The organism is Lentzea chajnantorensis (genome assembly GCF_054300775.1).
In genome coordinates, this window is the sequence record NZ_JBSDZT010000002.1 from 4,599,755 (window position 1) to 4,621,726 (window position 21,972).

The following is a 21,972-nucleotide window of genomic DNA, read 5'->3' on the forward strand; positions in this document are numbered from 1 at the left end:
ACTTCCGAGCAGGGGAGGCAAATCCGTGCCCCGCAAGTCCGTGCCCCGCAAGCACGTGTTGTTGTCCGCCGCTCTCGCCGCCGGTCTGCTGGTCGGCGTGCCGGGTTCGGGCGCCGCCGCGGAGACCGACTACGCGCTCAAGGTCGACGCCACGGCGAAGGGCCCGTCCATCGACGACTCGATGTACGGCGTGTTCTTCGAGGACATCAACCGCGCCGCCGACGGCGGCCTGTACGCCGAGCTCGTGCAGAACCGCTCGTTCGAGTACGACCCCGCCGACAACGCGGGCTACACCGGGCTCACCGCGTGGGCACCGCACAGCGGCACCCTGGACGTGGCCGACGACGCCGGGCGCCTCAACGAGCGCAACCGCCGCTACCTGAAGCTCGGCCTGCCCGCCGGTGTGATCAACTCCGGTTACAACTCCGGCATCGCCGTGCGGGAGGGCCAGCGCTACGACTTCTCCGTCTGGGCCCGCACCGACCAGGCCAGGACCGCGCTGACCGCCACCGTGACCGATCCAGCCGGTGCCCCGCTCGGTGACCCGGTACGGGTCGAGGTCCGCGGTGACGGCTGGGCGAAGTACACCGGCACCGTCCGCGCCCGCAGGTCCACGACGACCGGCCGGCTGCTCGTCACCGGCGAGGGCACCGGGACGCTGCGGCTCGACATGGTCTCGCTGCTGCCGCAGGACACCTTCAAGGGCCACGGCCTGCGCCGCGACCTGGCCGAGAAGGTCGCCGCGCTGAAGCCCGGCTTCGTGCGCTTCCCCGGCGGCTGCCTGGTCAACACCGGCAGCCACCAGGGCTACGACGCGCCGGGCTACGAGCGCCGCCGTTCGTACCAGTGGAAGGACACCATCGGCCCGGTCGAGCAGCGCGCCACGAACTGGAACTTCTGGGGCTACAACCAGTCCTACGGCCTGGGCTACTACGAGTACTTCCAGTTCGCCGAGGACATCGGCGCCATGCCGCTGCCCGTCGTGCCCGCCCTGGTCACCGGCTGCGGCCAGAACCGTGCCACGGACGACCCCGCGCTGCTGCGCCGGCACGTCCAGGACACGCTGGACCTGATCGAGTTCGCCAACGGCCCCGCCGACTCCACCTGGGGCCGCAAGCGCGCCGAGATGGGCCACCCGAAGCCGTTCGGGCTCACGCACCTCGGCGTCGGCAACGAGGAGAACCTGCCCGACGAGTTCTTCGCCCGCTTCACCGAGTTCCGCACCGCGATCAACGCGAGGTACCCGGACATCACGGTCGTCAGCAACTCCGGCCCCGACGACACCGGTGGCGTGTTCGACCGCCTCTGGCAGCTCAACCGGCAGGCCGGCGTGAAGATGGTCGACGAGCACTACTACAACAGCCCGAGCTGGTTCCTGGAGAACAACGCCCGCTACGACTCCTACGACCGCAACGGTCCCAAGGTGTTCCTCGGCGAGTACGCCTCCCAGGACAACAAGTTCTTCAACGCGCTGAGCGAGGCCGCGTTCATGACCGGCCTGGAACGCAACGCCGACGTCGTGAAGCTCGCGTCGTACGCGCCGCTGCTGGCCAACGAGGACTACGTGCAGTGGAAGCCGGACATGATCTGGTTCAACAACCACGCGTCGTGGGGCTCGGCGAGCTACGAGGTGCAGAAGCTGTTCATGACCAACGTGGGCGACCACGTCGTGCCCAGCACCGCGACCGCCACCCCGGCCACCCAGACCCCGATCACCGGCGCCATCGGCCTGTCCACCTGGGCCACCGCCGCGAGCTACGACGACGTGCGGGTCACCGGCGCGTCCGGTGAGGCGTTGTTCGGCGACGACTTCTCCGGCACCGACGCGCAGTGGACGAAGACCGGCCGCGGCGCGTGGAACGTCGTCAACGGCGCCTACGTCCAGTCCGACGCGGCCGCCGAGGACACGCTCGTCACCGCCGGCGACAGGAGCTGGCACGACTACACGCTGAACCTCAAGGCCACCAAGCAGTCCGGCCGCGAGGGCTTCCTCGTCGCGTTCGGCGTCAAGGACACCGGCAACTACTACTGGTGGAACCTCGGCGGCTGGAACAACACCCAGTCCGCTGTGGAGAAGGCCGCCGGCGGCGGCAAGAGCACCCTGCTGACCGACGGCACCCGCATCGAGACCGGCCGCACCTACGACGTGCGGGTCGAGGTCCGCGGCCGGAAGGTCGCGCTGTTCCTCGACGGGCGGAAGTGGGGCGAGTTCACCGACCAGGTCGCCGAACCGTTCCGCCAGGTCGTCACCCGCGACCGCGCCACCGGCGAGCTGGTCGTCAAGGTCGTCAACGCCCAGGACAACGCCGCCCGCACCCGCGTCGACCTCGGTGTCCCGGTGTCGTCCACGGCGCGTGCGACCGTGCTGCAGGGCCGTCCCGACGACGTGAACACCGAGTTCGCCCAGCCGATCAAGCCCCGCTCCGAGCAGGTGCGGGTGGCGAGCAGCTTCACGCACACCTTCCCGCCGAACTCCGTCACCTTCCTCCGGATCAGGAGCCGCTCGTGATCGACCGCCGATCCCTGCTGCGCACGGGCGGCGTGCTCGCCGCGACCGGGGCGCTCGCCTCCGCCGCACCCGCGGCCACCGCCGTCGCCGCCGAACCCGCGGCCGGGCTGCCCACCCGCAACCCGCTCGTCGAACAGCGCGCCGACCCGTTCGTCACACCGCCCACCGACGGCATGTACTACCTCACCGGGTCCGTGCCCGAGTACGACCGGATCGTCGTGCGCGGAGCGTCCACCCTGGACGGCCTGACCGCCGCCCGCGAGCGCACCATCTGGCGCCGTCCGGCCACCGGGAAGATGGGCGGCTACATCTGGGCGCCGGAGCTGCACCGCATCGACGGCAGGTGGTACGTCTACTTCGCTGCCGGTGACAAGGACGACCCGTTCCGCATCCGCACCTATGTGCTGGAGTCCCCGAACGCCGACCCGCGGCTGGACGGCTGGGTGCTGCGCGGCCAGATCACGACACACCTGGACACGTTCACGCTCGACGCGACGACGTTCGCGCACCGCGGCAAGCGCTACTTCCTGTGGGCGCAGAACGAGCCCGCCGTCGGCTCCGGCACCAACCTCTACATCGCCGAGATGGCCTCCCCGCTCGTGTTGCGGACGGCGCCGGTGCGGATCGCCACGCCGACGGCGTCGTGGGAGGTGCAGGGGTTCCGGGTGAACGAGGGGCCGGCGGTGCTCATCCGCAACGGCCGCGTGTTCGTGACGTTCTCCGCGAGCGCCACCGACGCCCGGTACTGCATGGGCCTGCTGACCGCCGACGAGAACGCGAACCTGCTCGACGCGCGGTCGTGGACGAAGTCGCCGAACCCGGTGTTCGCCACGCACGTGCCGACCTCGCAGTACGGGCCGGGGCACAACTCGTTCACCACGGTCGGCGACGTGGACGTGCTCATCTACCACTCCCGCGACTACCGCGACATCAGCGGCGACCCGCTGTTCGACCCGAACCGGCACACCCGCGTGCAGCGGCTGCACTGGAACGCCGACGGCACCCCGTCGTTCGGCGTCCCGGTGGGGGAGGGAGGGCCGATCACGCGGCTGTCGCCGTTGGACTCCCCGGCGCTGACCGTGCGGCACTACGAGTACCGGCTGCGGGTCGACGGCAACGTCCGCGAGCTCGCCGACTCGCAGTTCCGGTTCGTGCCGGGCTTCTCGGGCTCCGGGACGGTCGCGCTGCAGTCGGTGAACTTCCCGGACCGGTACGTGCGCGTCGACGGTGACGTGGTGCGGATCGACCCGTACGAGGACACGGACGCCTACGGCCGTGCGGCGAGCTTCGTCCGGGTTGCCGGACTCGCCGACAGCACGGCGATTTCGTTGAATGTTGGAGCAGATTCTTATCTCATCCACGACCGGGGGAGACTGGTGACCGGCAAACCCGGAAACGACCACGACGCGCGCCGACGTGCGACGTTTCGGCTCGAATAGCGGTCACAATGGGTGAGCTGTACCAGGACTGACCGGTGTTATCGCTAACATCATCGGTCTAGACCAAGGATCGGAGACCGTTCGTGGACCAGAAGATTTCGCGCGACCCCGCGATGACCGACGTCGCACGACTCGCCGGGGTGTCCCACCAGACGGTCTCGCGCGTTCTCAACAACCACCCCAACGTCCGCGAGCAGACCCGGCTGCGGGTGCAGGCCGCGATCAAGGAGCTCGACTACCGGCCCAACCGCGCGGCCCGCGCGCTGGTCACCGGCAAGACGCAGCTCATCGGCGTGGTGGCGCAGAACTCGACGCTGTACGGCCCGGCCTCGCTGCTGTCCGCCTTCGAGGAGGCGGCGGGCCAGGCCGGGTTCGCGGTGAGCGTCGGCCGGGTCAAGGTGCTCGACCGCGAGTCCATCTCCGCGGCCGTCGAACGCCATCGCGACCAGCGCGTGGCCGGCATCGTGGTGATCGCGCCGAACTCCGGTGCCGCCGACGCGCTGGCGGACGTGCCCGCCGGCGTGCCGCTGGTGACGGTGGACGGCGACCCCGACCGCGCGACGCCGCTGGTCACGGTCGACCAGGCGGCCGGTGCGTTCGAGGCCACCACCCACCTGCTGCAGGCGGGCCACAGCACGGTGTGGCACGTGTCCGGTCCCGCCGACTGGTTCGACGCGGCCGGTCGCGTGCAGGGCTGGCGGCGTGCGCTGGAGTCGGTGGACGCCGAGGTGCCGCCGGTGGTGACGGCCGACTGGAGCGCGGCGTCGGGGTACCGCGCGGGTCAGATGCTCGCGCGGATGCCCGAGGTGACGGCGGTGTTCTGCTCCAACGACCACTTGGCCCTCGGCCTGCTGCGGGCGCTGAGCGAACGGGGCCGGCGGGTGCCGCACGACGTGAGCGTGGTCGGGTTCGACGACGTGCCGGAAGCGGCCTACTTCATCCCGCCGCTCACGACCGTCCGCCCGGACTTCGCCGCGGTGGCACGGGAAACCCTCGGTCTGCTGCTGGAGCAGGTGAGCGACGGCGAGACCGCCCGCCCGCGCCGCACGGTGGCCCCTTACTTGGTGACCAGGGACAGCGTGTCCCCACCCGCCTGACCCCCGCTGCTTCCCGCACGCGGGGACCTTTCGTTCACCAGGAGAGTACGAAAGCTCCCCGCGTGCGGTGGACAGCGCGTGTGACGAGATGTGAGGACCGCCCGCCGGTGGCACACGCGGTGGGCGTTTTGTCGTGCGCTCACGGCGGTGGACATCGGTGTTCTTGCTGGGAAATCACGATGTTCGCGGCGCATCTTGACGGCGTGATTGTTAGCGATAACACTCAGGCCGTGACTGACATGACGATCGACCGCGACGCGTGCGTGGTGGGTGTCGACTTCGGCACGCTGTCCGGCCGCGCCGTGGTCGTGCGCGTCCATGACGGCGCCGAGCTCGGCACCGCCGTCCACGAGTACCGCCACGGGGTCGTGGACCAGGTCCTGCCCGCGACCGGCCGTCCGCTGCCGCCGGAGTGGGCCCTGCAGGTCCCGGCCGACTACCTCGACGTGCTGCGCACCGCCGTCCCACAGGCGGTCGAGGCGGCCGGGATCTCGCCGTCCCAGGTGGTCGGGATCGGCACCGACTTCACGGCCTGCACGATGGTGCCGGTCACCGCGGACGGCACACCGCTGTGCGACCTGCCGGAGTTCGCCGGGAACCCGCACGCCTACGTGAAGCTGTGGCGCCACCACGCCGCCCAGGGCCAGGCCGACCGGATCAACGAGCTGGCCCGCACCCGCGGCGAGGTGTGGCTGCCGCGCTACGGCGGCCTGATCTCCTCGGAGTGGGAGTTCGCCAAGGGCCTGCAGGTGCTGGAGGAGGCACCCGAGGTCTACGCGGCGATGGAGCACTGGGTCGAGGCCGCCGACTGGATCACCTGGCAGCTCTGCGGCACCTACACGCGCAACGCCTGCACCGCCGGGTACAAGGGCATCCTCCAGGACGGCGCCTACCCCGGTGAGGACTTCCTCGCCGAGCTCAACCCCGACTTCGCCGGGTTCGTCGCCGACAAGCTCGACCACCCGCTCTCGGCGCTCGGTGACCGCGCGGGCGGGCTCAGCGCCAGGGCCGCGGAGTGGACCGGGCTGCCCGAGGGCATCGCCGTCGCGGTCGGCAACGTCGACGCGCACGTCACCGCACCGGCCGCCCAGGCCGTCGAGCCCGGCCAGATGGTCGCGATCATGGGCACCTCCACCTGCCACGTGATGAGCGGCGCCGTGCTGCGCGACGTGCCGGGCATGTGCGGTGTGGTCGACGGCGGCATCATTCCGGGGCTGTGGGGCTACGAGGCCGGGCAGAGCGGTGTCGGCGACATCTTCGCGTGGTTCCTGCGCAGCAGCGTCCCGCCGGCCTACCACGAGCAGGCCGCCGAACGCGGCATCACCGTGCACGAGCTGCTGACCGAGCTGGCCGCCGGCCAGGCGGTGGGGGAGCACGGGCTCATCGCGCTCGACTGGCACAGCGGCAACCGGTCCGTGCTCGTCGACCACGAGCTGTCCGGCGTGATCATCGGCCAGACCCTCGCCACCAGGGCCGAGGACGCCTACCGCGCGCTGCTGGAGGCGACCGCGTTCGGCACGCGGGTCATCATCGACGCCTTCACCGACTCCGGTGTGCCGGTGACCGAGCTCGTGATCGCGGGCGGACTGGTCAAGAACGAGCTGCTGATGCAGATCTACGCCGACGTCGTGAACCTGCCGCTGTCGGTGATCGGCTCGGCACAGGGCCCCGCGCTCGGCTCCGCGATGCACGCCGCCGTCGCCGCGGGCGCCCACCCGGACATCCGCAAGGCCGCCGCCGCGATGGGTTCCGTGCGGCGCAACGTCTTCACGCCCGTACCGGAGAACGTCGAGGCGTACGAACGGCTCTTCCTCGACTACCTGGAGCTGCACGACTACTTCGGCCGCGGTGCCAACGATGTCATGCACCGGCTGCGCCAGTACCGCCGCGACGCACTGGAGGGGAAGAGCTGATGTCCGCCACGGCAGAGCTGCGCCGCACGGTCGCCGAGCTGCACCGCGAGCTGACCCGCTACGGGCTGGTGAGCTGGACGGCCGGAAACATCTCGGCCCGCGTGCCCGACCAGGACCTGATGGTCATCAAGCCGTCCGGGGTGTCCTACGACGACCTGGGCCCGCACGCGATGGTCGTGACCGACCTGCACGGCACCCTCGTCCAGGGCGAGCTCGCACCGTCCTCCGACACCGCCGCGCACGCCTACGTGTACCGGCACATGCCGCACGTCGGCGGTGTCGTGCACACGCATTCCCCTTACGCGACGGCGTGGGCGGCGCGCGGGGAGCCCATCCCGTGCGTGCTCACGATGATCGCCGACGAGTTCGGCGGCGACATCCCGGTCGGGCCGTTCGCGCTGATCGGCGACGACTCCATCGGCCAGGGCATCGTGGAGACCCTGAGCGCCAGCCGGTCGAAGGCCGTGCTGATGCGCAACCACGGCCCGTTCACGATCGGCGAGACGGCACGCGCCGCGGTGAAGGCCGCCGTGCTGCTGGAGGACGTCGCCCGCACCGTCCACTTCGCACTCCAGCTCGGCAAGCCCGACGTGATCGAGCAGGAACACGTCGACCGGCTCTACGAGCGCTACCAGAACGTCTACGGCCAGTGAGCCCAGAAGGAGAGCACATGCCGGACAAGCCCCAGATCTGGTTCCTCACCGGCAGCCAGCACCTCTACGGCCCCGAGACGCTCGACCAGGTGGCCGCGCAGTCGCAGCAGATCCAGCGGATGCTGAGCGACTCCGGCAAGATCAGCGCGGAGATCGTGTGGAAGCCGGTGCTCACCGACTCCGGTGCGATCCGCACGGTCATGCAGGAGGCGAACAACGACCCGTCGTGCGTCGGGATCATCGCCTGGATGCACACCTTCTCGCCGGCGAAGATGTGGATCACCGGCCTGGACCTGCTGCGCAAGCCGTTGCTGCACCTGCACACGCAGCTCAACGAGGCGTTGCCGTGGTCCACCATCGACATGGACTTCATGAACCTCAACCAGGCAGCGCACGGCGACCGCGAGTTCGCCTACGTGCAGACCAGGATCGGGGTGGCCCGCAAGACCGTGGCCGGGCACGCGAGCGATCCCGTTGTCGCACAGCGGATCGACGGCTGGGCACGGGCGGCGGCCGGTAGCGCGCACATGCGCAACCTGCGGCTGGCGCGGTTCGGCGACAACATGCGCGACGTCGCCGTGACCGAGGGCGACAAGGTCGAGGCGGAGCTGCGGTTCGGCGTCTCGGTCAACACCTACGGCGTCAACGACCTCGTCGCCGTGGTCGACGCGGTGGCCGACGCCGACGTCGACCTGCTCGTCACCGACTACGCCGAGGCGTACCGGCTGGCACCGGAGCTGGCGCGCGGGGGAGAGCGGCACGACTCGCTGCGCTACGCCGCCCGCATCGAGATCGGCCTGCGGTCCTTCCTCGACGACGGCGGGTTCGGCGCGTTCACCACGAACTTCCAGGACCTGGGCGGGCTGCGGCAGCTGCCGGGGCTCGCGGTGCAGCGGCTGATGGCCGACGGCTACGGCTTCGGCGGCGAGGGCGACTGGAAGACCTCGGCCCTGCTCGCCGCCGTGAAGGCGATGGGCACCGGCACCGGGCGCGGCACGTCGTTCATGGAGGACTACACCTACCACTTCGGGCCGGGTACGCCGAAGATCCTCGGCGCGCACATGCTGGAGGTCTGCCCGACGATCGCCACCGCGCAGCCGTCGTGCGAGATCCACCCGCTGGGCATCGGCGACCGGGAGGACCCGGTGCGGCTGGTGTTCGACGCGGCGACCGGGCCCGCCGTCGTGGTCGGCCTGGCCGACCTCGGCGACCGCTTCCGCCTGGTGGCCAACGAGGTCACCGTCGTGGAGCCGGACGAGCCGCTGCCGAAGCTGCCGGTGGCGCGCGCGGTGTGGCAGCCGGCGCCGTCGCTGTCGACGTCGGCGGAGTGCTGGCTCACCGCCGGCGGGCCGCACCACACCGTGATGACCCAGGCGGTCGGAGCGGAGGTGCTGCGGGACTTCGCCCAGATGGCGGCCACCGAGCTGGTGCTGATCGACGCGGACACCACGCCCGCCTCGTTCGTCGACCGGCTGCGCTGGAACCAGGCCTACCACCGCCTGGCCATGGGAATGAGCTGACGGGCGAGGAACTCCGCCAGCTGACGCCACATCGCGACGGGGTTGGAGTACATCGGCAGGTGCCCGCTGTGCGGGACCTCGGCGAGCTCCACCCCGTTCGCGTCCAGCCTCTGCAGGTAGGACAGGCCGGCGCACTGCTCGCCGTACAGGTACATCCGCGGGCAGGGCAGGGCCAGGAACTTCGCGATCAGGTCGCCGTGGTCGGCGAGCTCGACCATCGAGCGGAACACCCCGGCCACGGCACCGCGGCGGATCTTGTGCGGCAGACCCGCGGCGTACAGGCCGCTGCCGTAGTGCGGCGCGTTGCGGGTGCGTTCGGCGAACCGGAAGAAGTGCTCGGCCGGGTCCGGTGCCATCAGCGCCTGTCGGCTCAGCAGGCAGTCCTCCGGTGCGAGCACGCCCTTGATGTTCACGAAGCTCAGCACCCGCCGCGGTAGCCGGTGTGCGAGCAGCAACCCGGTGAGCCCACCGGTGGAGTGCCCCACCAGGTGGAACCGGTCGATGCCCGCGTGGTCGAGCACCGCGTGCGCGGTGTCCACCAGGAACGGGATGTCGACGGCGGTGAGGTCGGCGCACTCGGTGGCGCCGCTGCCCGGTGCGTCGTAGGCGAAGAACGCGCGCCCGGCGAAGTCGTGCCGCTGGGTGATGTCGAGGTAGTCCTCCTTGCTCGTGCCGAAGCCGTGCAGGAAGACGATCGGCGCGTCAACCCCTTCGCGGCGCACGGACGCCACCGCCAGGTCCACCCCGCGAACGCGCAGCGGGAGCTGTTCGTGCACGACGTTGTCTGCCGGCGGCATGGCGGTTCCCCGATCGTCGCAGGTGCGGTCTGCGCAACGAGCAGTGAGCATGCCATTGCACTGTGAACGCTCACAAGTAGTTGAACCCTTCACGACGGTGATCCGTATTCCGCTGTGCCGGCAGAAGAGCAGTCCACCACAGTCGTGAGGTTCGAATATGTCGAGAGCACATGCACGACCGGAACGGGGCAAGCGCCGGCTGATCGCGGGCATCGCGGTGGCGGGCACGCTGACGGCGGTCACGGCCGCCGTCGCCTTCGCGGCCACCGGGTCCGGTGACGGCAGCCAGTCGATCGCCTGCCCGCAGCCGGTCGTCCCGGCGGTCCCCGCACAGGCGCAGGCCGAGGTGCAGCGCGAGCTGGTCAACCTGGACAAGCAGATCGCCGAGGCGAACGAACGACTCCGCACCTCCGCGGGCCAGGGCGGCCCGAACTTCGTGCAGAACGCGATCCTCGGCCCCTTGGCGAGCAAGCGCGTCGCCGCGCTCAACCGGATCGAGACGGCGATCGGCCGCGTCGCCGACAAACCGGAGGGCCTGGAGCGGTTCGCGAGCTGCGGACTCGGCCAGGCACCCGCGGTCGGCCCGGCGCCCGTCACGACCACGCGGGCGAACGCGGGCAACGGCAACAACAACGGCGGCAACAACAACGGCGGGAACAACAACGGCGGCGGGAACAACGCGGTCGCCGGTGCGATCGCGTGCCCGGCACCGGCCGTGCCCGACGTACCTGCCGCGGCACGGGCCGAAGTGGACCGCGAGCTCGCGAACCTCGACAGGCAGATCGCCGAGGCGAACGAGCGGTTGCGCACCTCGGTGAGCCAGGGCGGTCCTAACTTCGTGCAGAACGCGATCCTGGGTCCGTTGGCGGACAAGCGGGTCGCGGCTCTCAACCGGATCGAGACGGCGATCGGCCGCGTGGCCGTGAAGCCGGAGGGCCTGGAGCGCTTCGCCACCTGTTCGCTCAGGTGACACCTCTCCTCGGGGGTGTGCGTCTCCGGGGGGTCCTGTCGAACGGGTGCGGTCCCGTTCGACAGGACCTTGACGTCCCGTGAGCGGCCTCGGTGGTTGTTAGCGTGAACATCGTGCGTTCAACGCAGAACCGATGACCAGAACGCTCGCTCTGCTGGCCGCGTCCGCGGTCAGTCTGTCCACTGTGGCCGGTGCTGCTACCGCACCCGTTCCGCGCAGGTAGTCCACTCCGAACGGTCGGTTGAACCGGCGGGGCGAACCCCTAGGGTTGTCGATGGTTGAACGACAACAGGGGTTGTGGTGACGCGCAGGAGTTTGCTCGTGGTCTTGGCACTGCTCACCGGAGCGTGCACGGCGGAACCGCCCACAGCACCACCGCCCTCGCTCGTCAACGAGGAGACGATCTCCCGGGGCGTGCTGCACCACGTGCGGGACGTGCTCGACCCCAGGACGGTCGAGCTGGCCGACGGCACGACGGTGCGTGTGGCCCAGCTGGCGCCACCGGCGGACTGCTGGGCGGAGGCGGCGCTCGCGTTCGCGCGGACGACGCTGCTGGCCGGCGCGGTGCGGGTCGACTTCCTCAGCGGCGGCGTCAAGATCGTGCTGGCGGACGGCGCCGACTACGCGCAGCTCGCGGTGCGGCAGGGTGTGCTGCGGGCCCAGGACGTGGACGGCGGCCCGCTGCCGGCCGCCGAGTCCCAGGCCGCAGCCGCAGACCTCGGCCTGTGGGGCGAGCCGTGCAACGGGCTCGACCTCGTCCCCAGCCCCGGACCGGTACCGCCCCCTCCGCCCGCGCCGGGCGCCACGGCACCGGCACCCACCGCGGTCGTGCCGCCGCGTCCGGCCCCGGCACCGTCGACGACGGTCCCGCCGCGACCGCCTGCCCGGGTCTGCTCCGTCGCCTACCGGGTCACCGGCCAGTGGCCCGGCGGGTTCCAGGCCGGCGTGACCGTGCGCAACACCGGCACCCGGCCGGTCAACGGCTGGCCGCTGCGGTGGACGTTCGGCGGCGGGGAGTCCGTGACGGGCATGTGGAACGCGACCGCGCGCCAGTCCGGTCCCACCGTGCACGCCGCCAACGCGAGCTACAACGCGCAGCTCCCGGCCGGCGGCACGGTCGTCATCGGCTTCACCGGCTCCACCCGCGGCGGTACCCCCGTTTCCGGCGCTTTCACGCTGAACGACGAGAGCTGCACCGCGGAGTAGGCCGTCAGGCGCTCTCGCGCACCACCAGGGTGGAGGGGTAGAAGGTGGCGGTGCCCGTGTCGTGGCGGTCGAGCACGGCCTGTGCCGCTGCCGCCGCGATCTGCTCCACCGGGTGCGTCGAGGTGGTGAGCGCCGGGCGGCTCAGGCACGCGAAGGCGATGTCGTCGAACCCGGCGACCGCCACGTCGCCCGGCACCCGGACGCCGAGCGCGTGCAGTCCGTCGAGGACACCCAGCGCGGTGAGGTCGCTGAGCGCGAACACCGCGTCGGTGTCCGGCCAGCGCGCCATGATCTCGACGGCCGCCTCGGCACCGCGGGCGGCGGTGAAGTCGCCGGGGACGACCCTGGGTTCGCCGCCGCAGGCGTGCACCACCCGCCGGTAGGCCGCCACGGCCCGGTCCCCGCACGGCAGCCACGACGGACCGGTGACCATCGCGATCCGCTGCCGGCCGGTGTTCGCCAGGTGCCGCACGACGCCCTCGGTGCCAGTGCGGTTGTCGACGTCGAACGACGGCACGTGCCGCGTGCCGACCCCGATCGCGGCGACCCGGCCGCGCAGGGACCGCGGCACCGCGTCGAGCGCGGACTGCGTCGGGTTCACCACGAGCAGCCCGCCCAGCCCGCGGGTCTCGGCGAGCCGCGCGAGCGACGCCGGGTCGTGCAGGGGCAGCCAGTGCAGGGACACGCCGACCTCGCGTTCGGCGGCGGTGTGCGCGGCGGTGGTGAGGACCCGGCCGACGTACGGGTCGTCGAGCACGGCGGCGGTGTGGCCGATGACCGCGATGGCGAGCCGGGTCCCGCTGCGGCTGGCCAGTGCGCGGGCGGCGGCGTCGGGCACGTAGCCCAGCATCGCCACGGCGGCGGCCACCCGGTCGCGCGCCTGCCGGGAGGCGGCGCCCTGCCCGGTGACCACGCGGGAGGCGGTGGCCCTGGACACGCCGGCGGCGCGGGCCACGTCGTCCAGTGTCGGGGTGTGTTGTCCCGTCATCTCCGCAGTATTGCGGTGGAAGCGCTTCCACGTGTGGGGTGTGGCTTTGTGGATCGAGAAAGGAGAACCGGATGACGCTCACGGTGACACGCGGGCAGGTCCGCGCGGCCGCAGCGGGGGTCGCGGTGACGTTCGGGCTCAACGGCGTGGCCGTGGCGACCTGGTTCGCCCGCGTGCCCGTCGCCCGCGAGGCGCTCGGGCTGACCGCGGGTGCGCTCGGACTGCTGCTGTTGTCGATGTCGGCGGGCGCGTTCCTCGCGATGCTCACGGCGGGGGAGGTGACCCACCGGCTCGGCCCGCGGCGGACCGTGGTGCTGTCGGCGGCCGTGGTGAGCACCGGCCTCGCGGTGGCGGGTGCGGGAATCGGGGCGGTCCCGTCGGTCGCGCTGACGGCGATCGGGATCTTCGTGCTCGGCTACGGCTCGGGCACCTGCGACGTCGCGATGAACGTCGAGGCCGCCGAGGTGGAACGCGCGCTGGGCAAGACGGTGATGCCCCGGTTCCACGCGATGTGGAGCCTCGGCACCGTGGCCGCGGCCGGTCTCGCGTCCCTGGTGGCGTGGCTGCTGCTGCCGGTGACCGCGCACCTGCTCGTGGTGGCGGCGGTCGTCGCGGCCGGCACCCTGCTGGCAGCGCGGACCTACCGCTTCGCGGGCGAGCCAGAGCACGGCACCGGCAGCGGCGTCCTGGCCGCGTGGCGCGAACCCCGCACGCTGCTGGTCGGCGCACTGGTGCTGGTGCTCGCGTTCACCGAGGGCACGGCCAACGACTGGGTCGCGGTGGCGTTCGTCGACGGCTACGACTTCGACCCCGGCACCGGCGCGCTGGTGTTCGGCGTGTTCGTGACGACCATGACCGCGGGCCGGATCGCCGGCACCGTCGCGCTCGACCGGTGGGGCCGCGTGCCGGTGCTCGTCGTGACGATGCTGCTCGCCGCGGCCGGCGTGACCCTGGCGGTGTTCGCAGGCTCACCCGGGTTGGCCATCGCCGGCGTCGCGGTGTGGGGGCTGGGCACCGCGCTCGGGTTCCCGGTCGGCATGAGCGCCGCGGCCGACGACCCGGCGCACGCGGCGGCCAGGGTCAGCGTGGTCGCGGTGATCGGCTACACGGCGTTCCTCGCGGGTCCGCCGCTCGTCGGGTTCCTCGGCGACCACGTCGGGGTGCTGCGCGGGTTGCTGGTCGTGCCGCTGTTGCTGCTGCCCGCGCTGGCTTTCGTGCCCGCGCTGCGACCGCTGCCGCAGTCAGTCCCGGAGGAGGCCAGCCGCTAAACCCTGGCCAGAAGTCTCGCCCGCCCCCTTCCCCTCCTTGCAGACGCCAGTGGAGCAAGGTCGGGAATGCGGGGCGCTGAAGGCACAACAGCTGGCAACCTGCTTGGACGAGCAACCGCGCAGAGCCCGTCCCGCCGCTGCCTGGCACCGGTGGGACGGGCTCCTTGCTGCGCGGCACATTCCTCCGGGGCAAATGCGGTTCGACGACATTCGATTCGAAGGAACGTCGAACGCCCCACCTCTTCGTCGAATGAATTCACTTCGTTGACGTGCGCCGGAAACGAGCGCAATACTCGCTTCACGCTTGTGTACGTCGTTCAAGAATGTGAATCAGTCGATCGAGAGGGCATTCCCCGATGCGGCTTTTCGTTGGTGCGGTGGTTGTGGCGTGCCTGGGTACCGGGGTGGTGGGCGTGCCCGCGCAGGCCGGCCACGACCCGGCCCGGCAGGTGTTGCCCGCCGGTGACGGCTGGGCGTCCAGCGGGCCCGGCACGACCGGTGGTGCCGCGGCACCCGCCGGTCATGTGCACGAGGTGCGCACGCGGGCGGAGGCGTCGCGGCGCTCGCGGCACCCGCGCCGCGGATCGTCAAGGTCAGGGGCGTGATCGACGCGAACACCGGTGCGGACGGGAAACCGTTGCGCTGCAACGACTACGAGACCGGCGGTTACACGCGGGCCGGGTACCTCGCCGCCTACGACCCGGCGGTGTGGGGCTGGGAGCGCGAGCCGGAGGGACCGCTGGAGGACGCGCGGGTCGCGTCGGCCAAGCGGCAGGAGGCGGCCATCGCGCTCGACGTCGGCTCCGACACCACGATCATCGGCGTCGGGCGCGGCGCCGGGATCACCGGTGGCAGCCTGCGGATCCACGGGGTGCGCAACGTGGTCGTGCGCAACCTGACCTTCCGCGACACCCACGACTGCTTCCCGCAGTGGGACCCGACCGACACCAGCCCCGGCGCGTCCCCCGGCAACTGGAACTCGCTCTACGACTCGGTGTCGCTGCAGCGGTCCGAGCACGTGTGGGTGGACCACAACACGTTCACCGACGAGCCGAACCTCGACAGCGCCGCTCCGCTCCACTTCGGACGGCCCTACCAGATGCACGACGGGCAGCTCGACATCACCACCGGCAGCGACCTGGTCACGGTGTCCCGCAACGTGTTCGCCGACCACGGCAAGACGATGCTGATCGGCTCGTCGAACACCTCCACCACCGACCCCGGCAAGCTGCGCGTCTCGGTGCACCACAACGTGTTCCGCAACATCCAGGAACGCGCGCCCCGCGTCCGGTTCGGGCAGGTGCACGTCTACAACAACCTCTACGAGGGCGAGCAGGTCTACAGCTGGGGCGTGGGCGTTCGGTCACAGCTGTACGCGCAGAACAACTTCATCCGCGGCATCGCGCCGGAGGAGGTCGTTTACAACTGGGGCGGCACCGCGCTCACCGACACCGGCAACCTGGTCGACGGCCGGCCCGTCAGCCTGGTGGCCGCGCACAACGCCGCGTTCCCGGACAAGCAGCTCGGCACCGACGCCGGCTGGACCCCGGCGCTGAACCGCGGCCTCGAACCCGGGCACCGGGTCCGGCACCTCAGGGCCGGCGCCCAGCCCGCGGGGCACCACCTCGTCGTCGGCCAGGGCTTCGCGACCGTGCAGGCCGCGATCGACGCGGCACCGGCGGGCGGTGTGGTCACCCTGCCCCAGGGCGTCTACCGCGAGGTCGTCAAGGTTCCCGCCACCAAGCGCGGCCTGACCCTGCGCGGCGCCACCGGACGTGCCCAGGACGTGGTGGTCGACTTCGACAACGCCAGCGGCACCAAGAAACCCGACGGCACCACCTACGGCACGACCGGCAGCGCCACCGCCACCATCGCCGCCGACGACTTCACCGCGCGCGACCTCACCTTCAGCAACTCCTTCGACCGCGCGAAGCACCCGGAGATCACGGCCACCCAGGCCGTGGCGGTCAAGGCCACCGGCGACCGGATGCTGTTCGACCGCGTCCACTTCCTGGGCCACCAGGACACGCTCTACGCCGACACCGCCGCCGTGGGCACGAAGGCGCGGCAGTACTACCGGGACTGCGCGATCACCGGCGACGTCGACTTCCTGTTCGGCCGCGCCACCGCGGTCTTCGAACGCGCCACCATCACCGCGCTGAACCGCGGCGGCGACCCGAACGGCTACGTCACCGCCGCCAGCACCCGCCGCGACAACCCGTACGGCTTCCTCGTGGTCGACTCGAAGATCCGCAGCGACGCCCCGGCCGGCACCTACTACCTCGGCCGCCCGTGGCACCCCAGCGGCGACCCGGACGCGATCGCCCAGGTCGTCATCCGCAACACCGAGCTGCCCGCCGCGATCAAGCGCACGCCGTGGACGGACATGTCCGGCTTCCCGTGGCGCGGCGCGCGGTTCGCCGAGTACCGCAACACCGGCCCCGGCGCGGGCACCGGTGCCGACCGGCCGCAGCTCACCGACGACCAGGCGCGGCAGTACACGAAGAGCGCCTACCTCGGCGGGTGGAACCCCGCGTGAGGACCCGCACCTGGGCACCCTACGCCCTGATCGCCCCGACGCTCGTGCTGATGCTCGTGTTCCTGGTCTACCCGATCGCGAGCGTCGGGTGGTTCAGCCTGCGCCAGCACACCGTCACCCAGCCGTGGAAGAACGGCTTCATCGGCTTCGAGAACTTCCGCCGCATGCTGTTCGAGGACCAGCTGTTCTGGCAGAGCCTCGCCTTCAGCGCGAAGTGGGTGTTCGTCGAGGTCGGGCTGCAGCTGGTGCTGGGGCTGGTCCTCGCGCTGATCGTGAACGAGACGTTCGTCGGCCGCGCGCTGGCCCGCTCGCTGGTGTTCTCGCCGTGGGCGGTGTCCGGTGTGCTCACCACCGGCATCTGGATCCTGCTCTACAACCCCTCGACGGGCATCTTCCAGCAGCTCGCCCAGTGGGGCATCGGCGATCCCGGCACGTCCGTGCTCGGCGACCCGGCGACCGTGTTCCCCGCGACCGTCGTCACCGAGCTGTGGCGCGGGGTGCCGTTCTTCGCGATCCTGCTGCTCGCCGACCTGCAGACCATCCCGAACGACCTCTACGAGGCCGCCTCGGTCGACGGTGCCGGGCGGTGGCGGCGGTTCGTGAGCGTCACCCTGCCGCACCTGCGCGACGCGATCGTGCTCTCGACGCTGCTGCGCGCGGTGTGGGAGTTCAACAACGTCGACCTGATCTACACGCTCACCGGTGGTGGCCCGGCGAACCAGACCACCACGCTGCCGCTGTACGTGGCGCGCAAGGCCGTCGACTCGCACGACTTCGGCTACGGCTCCGCGCTCACGATGGCCGGCTTCGTGATCCTGCTGTTCTTCTCCATCCTCTACCTGAGGCTGTCCAAGTTCGGGAGCCGGGCATGACCCAGACCCTCGTCCGCCCGGAGGTGGCCCTCGACCCGCCGCCACCACCGCCCAGGCGTCGCAAGCAGCGCGACCCGAGCCGCTACTTCCGGCTGCACCTCCCGCTGGTGCTCTACCTGCTGTTCACGCTGATCCCGTTCTACTGGATGCTCGTCTTCGCGTTCCGGCCCGCGGGGGAGACCGCGCTGGTGCCGTGGCCGATCACGTTCGAGCACTTCGACACGGTGTGGAACGGCATCGGGTTCGGGTTGTTCTTCCAGAACAGCCTGATCATCGCCGTCGGCACCCTGGTCGTCGTCACGGTGTTCGCGCTCATGGGCGGCTACGCGCTGGCGCGGTTCAGGTTCCGCGGCCAGCGGGTGTTCCTGCTGGCACTGCTGTGCACGCAGTTCATCCCCGGCGCGATGCTGCTGATCCCGCTGTTCGTGATCTTCAAGGGCGCCGGCCTGCTCAACAGCCTCACCGGTCTGGTCATCGCCGACACGGCGTTCCAGCTGCCGCTCGCCCTGATCCTGATGAGCGGTTTCGTGCGCAACGTGCCGGTGGAGCTCGAAGAGGCCGCGATGGTCGACGGCTGCACCCGGCTGCGCGCGTTCTTCGCGGTGACCCTGCCGCAGCTGCGCCCCGCACTCGTGGCCGTCGGGTCGTTCGCGTTCATCGGCGCCTGGAACAACTTCCTGTTCGCGCTGATGTTCGCGAGCAAGCAGGACAAGTTCACGCTGCCGGTCGGGCTGAGCTACGCGCTCGGCGAGTTCAACACCGACTTCGGTGCGCTCGCGGCGGGTGGCGTCGTCGCCGCGGTGCCGGTCGTTCTGGTCTTCGCCGTGGTGCAGCGGTTCCTGGTGCAGGGGCTGAGTGCCGGCGCAGTGAAGGGATAGAGGAGAGAGATGAGAGCACTGCTGGTCGCGCTGGCACTCCTGCTCGGCGCGTGTGCCGGAGCCCAGGACGACAAGACGACGATCACCTTCTGGGACAACAACGGCGGTCCCGGCCGCACGCCCATCTACCAGGAGCTGATCAAGCGCTTCGAGGCCGCGAACCCGGACGTCGAGGTCGAGTACGTCGGCATCCCCAGCTCGTCGGTGCAGCAGAAGTACGACACGGCCATCGCCGGCGGCTCCACACCGGACGTCGGCGGTGTCACCACGTCCTACCTCGCGCACCTCGCGGGGCAGGACGCACTGGAGCCGGTCGACGAGCGGCTGGAGGGCAGCTCGCTCAAGGGCAAGCTGATCCCGGGGCTGCTGGAGACCGTGCGGCAGACGTCGTCGGACGGCAAGCTCTACGCCGTTCCCGCGTCGGGCAACATGGACGTCGTCTGGTACCGGTCGGACCGGTTCGAGGAGAAGGGGATCACCGAGCCGGTCACCTGGGACGAGCTCGTGCAGGCCGCCATCAAGCTCACCGACCCGGCGGCCAACCAGTACGGGTTCACCATCCGCGGCGGTGCCGGGTCCGTCTTCCAGCTGCTGTCCGAGGCCTACTCCTACTCCGGTGTCGAGAAGTTCTACGACGGCGGGAAGAGCACGGTGGCCGACCCGCGCAACGCCGAGCTCGTGCGCAAGGTCGCCGACCTCTACAAGAAGGCGACGCCGGAGGCCGACGTCAACAACAACTACACGCAGATGGTCGCCCAGTTCACCGGTGGCACGGTCGCGATGATGCACCACAACCTCGGGTCGACCGCGGACGTCATGAAGACGCTCGGGCCGGAGCGAGTCGCCGCGATGCCGCTGCCGAAGGGGCCCTCGGGCAAGCGGACCGTGGTGCCGAACCCGACCGACGGGTTCGCGGTGTTCAAGGGCGGCAAGAACACCGACGCCGCGTGGCGGTTCGTCGAGTTCCTGGTGTCCGCGGAGAGCAACGGCTACTGGAACGAGAAGGTCGGGCAGATCCCGGCGAACACCGACGTGCGCGGCGCCGAGTGGATTCAGAAGAACCCGGCCGTGAAGATGGCGCTCGGCGTGCTGGAGGACCCGGCGACCGTCCTCGTGCCGGCACCGGTGCACCTGCCGGAGTACTCCTCGATCACCAAGACCGACACCGAGCCGCTGTACCAGAAGGTGCTGCTCGGCCAGATGCCCGCGCAGGAGTTCCTCGACCAGCTCGCCACCAAGCTGACGACCGCCCAGCAGGACTGGGAGAAGCGCAAATGATCGACCGGGTCGCGGTGCGGACGTTCACGACGACCGCGTGCACGTCCGTCGACGCGGAGGGGCACCGGCACCCGGCGCCCGAGCACGAGGTGACCGAGGCGCTGCTGGAGATCACCGACACCGACGGCGTGACCGGGTACTGCCAGGTGCAGCCGGACCAGCTGCGCCCGGCCGTGCTCGACAAGCACGTGCGGCCGGTGCTGCTCGGGCAGGACCCGTGGGACCGCGAGAAGCTGTGGCGGTTGCTGGCCCGGCGGCAACGCGGCGCGCACGGCGGGTTCACCGACCGGGCGCTCGGGTTCGTCGACCAGGCGCTGTGGGACCTGGTGGCACGGCGGGCGGAGCTGCCGGCGTGGCGGCTGGCCGGTGGCGCCCGCGACCGGGTGCCCGCCTACGCCAGCACGATGTGCGGTGACACCGGCGGCCTCGCGACGCCGGGCGACTACGCCGACTTCGCAAAACAGCTCGTGGCGACCGGGTACCGGGCGATCAAGCTGCACACGTGGATGCCGCCGGTACCGGGTGCGCCGAGCGTCGCGCGGGACGTCGAGGCGTGCCGGGCGGTGCGGGAGGCCGTGGGACCGGACGTCGAGCTGATGCTCGACGCGAGCCACTGGTACTCGCGCACCGAGGCGCTCAAGCTCGGCAGGGCGTTGGAGGAGCTGGACTTCTACTGGTTCGAGGAACCGATGGAGGAGGCCTCGATCAGCTCCTACCGCTGGCTCTCAGAGCAGCTGGCGATCCCGGTGATCGGCCCGGAGGTCGCCTGGGGCAAGCACCTCACCCGCGCCGAGTGGATCACGGCCGGCGCGTGCGACGTGCTGCGCGCGGGCCCGGCCGGGTCCGGTGGCATCACGCCGGTGCTCAAGACCGTGCACCTGGCAGAGGCGTTCAACATGGACTGCGAGGTCCACGGCAACGGCAGCGCGAGCCTGACCGTGCTCGGTGCCACCGACGCGGGCCGGTGGTACGAACGCGGCCTGCTGCACCCGCACGTGGACTTCGACCGGGTGCCACCGCACCGCAACTCCATTCCCGACCCACTCGACGAGGACGGCACGGTCGCGTTGTCCGCGTTACCGGGAATCGGTGACGACTGGAATTCGGAGTACATCGGAGTTCACACCCTTGAAGTGTGGTGAGAAATCGGGGCCCCGGCATTTCGCCGGGGCCCCGATCCGTTAGCGGTAGGTCAGGTCGGATGCGGAGAAGAAGCAGTTCTTCCCGTCCGCGCCCGTACCGATCTTCTTCGGCTCACCGCTCGTCACGCCCTGGTACTTGTCGCAGATCGCGATCTTGCGGCTGCTGTCGCCGACGATCGTGATCCGGGAGAACCGGGCCGTGTCACCGTAGTTGGTGTTGATGCCGACGAGGGCCTTGCCTGGCGAGAACGCGGTGATGTTCTCCAGCACCACGTTCCGCTTGTGCTGCGTCTTGCAGTTGCCGCAGGACCGGTAGAGCTTGCCGAAGTCGTCCACCTGGAAGTTGCGGATGATCATCGTGCCCGGTCCGTTGTGCTGGAACACCTTGTCCGACGCCTTGCGCGCGCCGCCGCCGGTGATGGTCATGGTCTGCCCCGACGACGTGCCCTTGAACGTGGCAGCGTCCTCGCCGACGTCCTCCCACCACACGTTGGAGAGCGTGCAGGTGCCCAGGCAGTGGACCCCGTCCGCCGCCGGCGCGCCGAGCACGACGTTGCGCAGGGTCGCGCCGTCGGCCAGCTGGAAGATCGGGTCCTGACCCTCGCCCTGGCCACCGGAACCGAGGTTCCCGGTGCCGTAGAACCGCTGCATGCCACCGTCGTAGCCGCTGGACGAGACCTTGATCGTGGCACCCACGGCCTTCTGGCCCACCGGGGTGGGGAAAGTGCTGCCCGCTGCCTGTGCCTGAGGTGCGAGGAACGCGGCCAGTGCCGCGGCCAACACCATTGTTGCCAGTTTCTTCATGTGCGCTCCGCTTGAAGTGGATGCGCGGCGGTATTTTATATCGTAGAGCGGTGCTGTTTTCTGTCAACCGCATTCGAACGTTCGATTCGAACAACGTCG

General features: G+C 70.7%; 18 protein-coding genes. 15 read left to right on the forward strand and 3 right to left on the reverse strand.

The window, feature by feature from the left end; genetic code table 11:
* The first annotated feature begins 25 nt into the window (after nt 1-25).
* The 6 genes from ACVDFE_RS23075 to araA all read left to right on the forward strand — a co-directional run bounded on the left by ACVDFE_RS23075 (nt 26) and on the right by araA (nt 9,131).
* Nucleotides 26-2,509, forward strand: coding sequence for an alpha-L-arabinofuranosidase C-terminal domain-containing protein (locus ACVDFE_RS23075; RefSeq protein ID WP_360389463.1), 2,484 nt, complete (start codon nt 26-28; stop codon nt 2,507-2,509).
* A complete protein-coding gene (locus tag ACVDFE_RS23080; protein WP_458431812.1) occupies nt 2,506-3,948 on the forward strand; it encodes a family 43 glycosylhydrolase in 1,443 nt (480 codons plus the stop codon). Before ACVDFE_RS23075 ends, ACVDFE_RS23080 begins: the two co-directional genes overlap by 4 nt.
* A gap of 113 nt (nt 3,949-4,061) precedes the next feature.
* A complete protein-coding gene (locus tag ACVDFE_RS23085; RefSeq protein ID WP_458434383.1) occupies nt 4,062-5,045 on the forward strand; it encodes a LacI family DNA-binding transcriptional regulator in 984 nt (327 codons plus the stop codon).
* A gap of 239 nt (nt 5,046-5,284) precedes the next feature.
* Nucleotides 5,285-6,958, forward strand: a complete 1,674-nt coding sequence (araB, locus tag ACVDFE_RS23090; RefSeq protein ID WP_458434384.1) for a ribulokinase — start codon at nt 5,285-5,287, stop codon at nt 6,956-6,958.
* Nucleotides 6,958-7,611 (forward strand): L-ribulose-5-phosphate 4-epimerase, encoded by a 654-nt coding sequence (locus tag ACVDFE_RS23095; RefSeq protein ID WP_360389454.1) that lies wholly within the window; start codon nt 6,958-6,960, stop codon nt 7,609-7,611. The genes araB and ACVDFE_RS23095 overlap by 1 nt, the downstream gene beginning before the upstream one ends.
* Before the next feature lie 17 nt (nt 7,612-7,628).
* The gene (gene araA / locus ACVDFE_RS23100) at nt 7,629-9,131 is read left to right on the forward strand and encodes an L-arabinose isomerase (protein ID WP_458431813.1); all 1,503 of its coding nucleotides are present in this window, start codon (nt 7,629-7,631) and stop codon (nt 9,129-9,131) included.
* Here araA and ACVDFE_RS23105 read toward each other — a convergent pair.
* Nucleotides 9,101-9,928, reverse strand: coding sequence for an alpha/beta fold hydrolase (locus ACVDFE_RS23105; protein WP_458431814.1), 828 nt, complete (start codon nt 9,926-9,928; stop codon nt 9,101-9,103). The genes araA and ACVDFE_RS23105 overlap by 31 nt on opposite strands.
* Before the next feature lie 157 nt (nt 9,929-10,085).
* Between ACVDFE_RS23105 and ACVDFE_RS23110 the strand changes: the two genes are divergently transcribed.
* On the forward strand, nt 10,086-10,898 hold the full coding sequence (locus ACVDFE_RS23110) for a hypothetical protein (protein ID WP_458431815.1): 813 nt from the start codon (nt 10,086-10,088) through the stop codon (nt 10,896-10,898).
* A gap of 321 nt (nt 10,899-11,219) precedes the next feature.
* Nucleotides 11,220-12,104 carry a cellulose-binding domain-containing protein gene (locus tag ACVDFE_RS23115; protein ID WP_458431816.1) on the forward strand — a complete coding sequence of 295 codons (885 nt, stop codon included), beginning with the start codon at nt 11,220-11,222 and terminating at the stop codon, nt 12,102-12,104.
* Between the two features lie 4 nt (nt 12,105-12,108).
* Here ACVDFE_RS23115 and ACVDFE_RS23120 read toward each other — a convergent pair whose 3' ends face one another.
* The gene (locus tag ACVDFE_RS23120) at nt 12,109-13,092 is read right to left on the reverse strand and encodes a LacI family DNA-binding transcriptional regulator (RefSeq protein WP_360389441.1); all 984 of its coding nucleotides are present in this window, start codon (nt 13,090-13,092) and stop codon (nt 12,109-12,111) included.
* Between the two features lie 71 nt (nt 13,093-13,163).
* Here ACVDFE_RS23120 and ACVDFE_RS23125 point away from each other — a divergent pair, with 71 nt between their 5' ends.
* The 7 genes from ACVDFE_RS23125 to ACVDFE_RS23155 all read left to right on the forward strand — a co-directional run bounded on the left by ACVDFE_RS23125 (nt 13,164) and on the right by ACVDFE_RS23155 (nt 21,069).
* A complete protein-coding gene (locus ACVDFE_RS23125) occupies nt 13,164-14,360 on the forward strand; it encodes an MFS transporter (RefSeq protein WP_458431817.1) in 1,197 nt (398 codons plus the stop codon).
* 356 nt (nt 14,361-14,716) lie between these two features.
* Complete coding sequence (locus ACVDFE_RS23130; protein ID WP_458431818.1) at nt 14,717-14,965, forward strand: hypothetical protein; 249 nt, start codon at nt 14,717-14,719, stop codon at nt 14,963-14,965.
* On the forward strand, nt 14,962-16,899 hold the full coding sequence (locus ACVDFE_RS23135; protein WP_458431819.1) for a pectinesterase family protein: 1,938 nt from the start codon (nt 14,962-14,964) through the stop codon (nt 16,897-16,899). Before ACVDFE_RS23130 ends, ACVDFE_RS23135 begins: the two co-directional genes overlap by 4 nt.
* Nucleotides 16,896-17,771, forward strand: coding sequence for a carbohydrate ABC transporter permease (locus ACVDFE_RS23140; RefSeq protein ID WP_360389432.1), 876 nt, complete (start codon nt 16,896-16,898; stop codon nt 17,769-17,771). Before ACVDFE_RS23135 ends, ACVDFE_RS23140 begins: the two co-directional genes overlap by 4 nt.
* Nucleotides 17,768-18,649 carry a carbohydrate ABC transporter permease gene (locus tag ACVDFE_RS23145; RefSeq protein ID WP_458431820.1) on the forward strand — a complete coding sequence of 294 codons (882 nt, stop codon included), beginning with the start codon at nt 17,768-17,770 and terminating at the stop codon, nt 18,647-18,649. The genes ACVDFE_RS23140 and ACVDFE_RS23145 overlap by 4 nt, the downstream gene beginning before the upstream one ends.
* 9 nt (nt 18,650-18,658) lie before the next feature.
* Nucleotides 18,659-19,927, forward strand: a complete 1,269-nt coding sequence (locus tag ACVDFE_RS23150; RefSeq protein WP_458431821.1) for an ABC transporter substrate-binding protein — start codon at nt 18,659-18,661, stop codon at nt 19,925-19,927.
* Nucleotides 19,924-21,069 (forward strand): enolase C-terminal domain-like protein, encoded by a 1,146-nt coding sequence (locus ACVDFE_RS23155; RefSeq protein ID WP_360389423.1) that lies wholly within the window; start codon nt 19,924-19,926, stop codon nt 21,067-21,069. Before ACVDFE_RS23150 ends, ACVDFE_RS23155 begins: the two co-directional genes overlap by 4 nt.
* Nucleotides 21,070-21,108: 39 nt before the next feature.
* On the opposite strand, the gene ACVDFE_RS23160 is transcribed toward ACVDFE_RS23155, so the two are convergent.
* Nucleotides 21,109-21,873 carry a pectate lyase gene (locus tag ACVDFE_RS23160; protein WP_360389420.1) on the reverse strand — a complete coding sequence of 255 codons (765 nt, stop codon included), beginning with the start codon at nt 21,871-21,873 and terminating at the stop codon, nt 21,109-21,111.
* Nucleotides 21,874-21,972 lie beyond the last annotated feature (99 nt).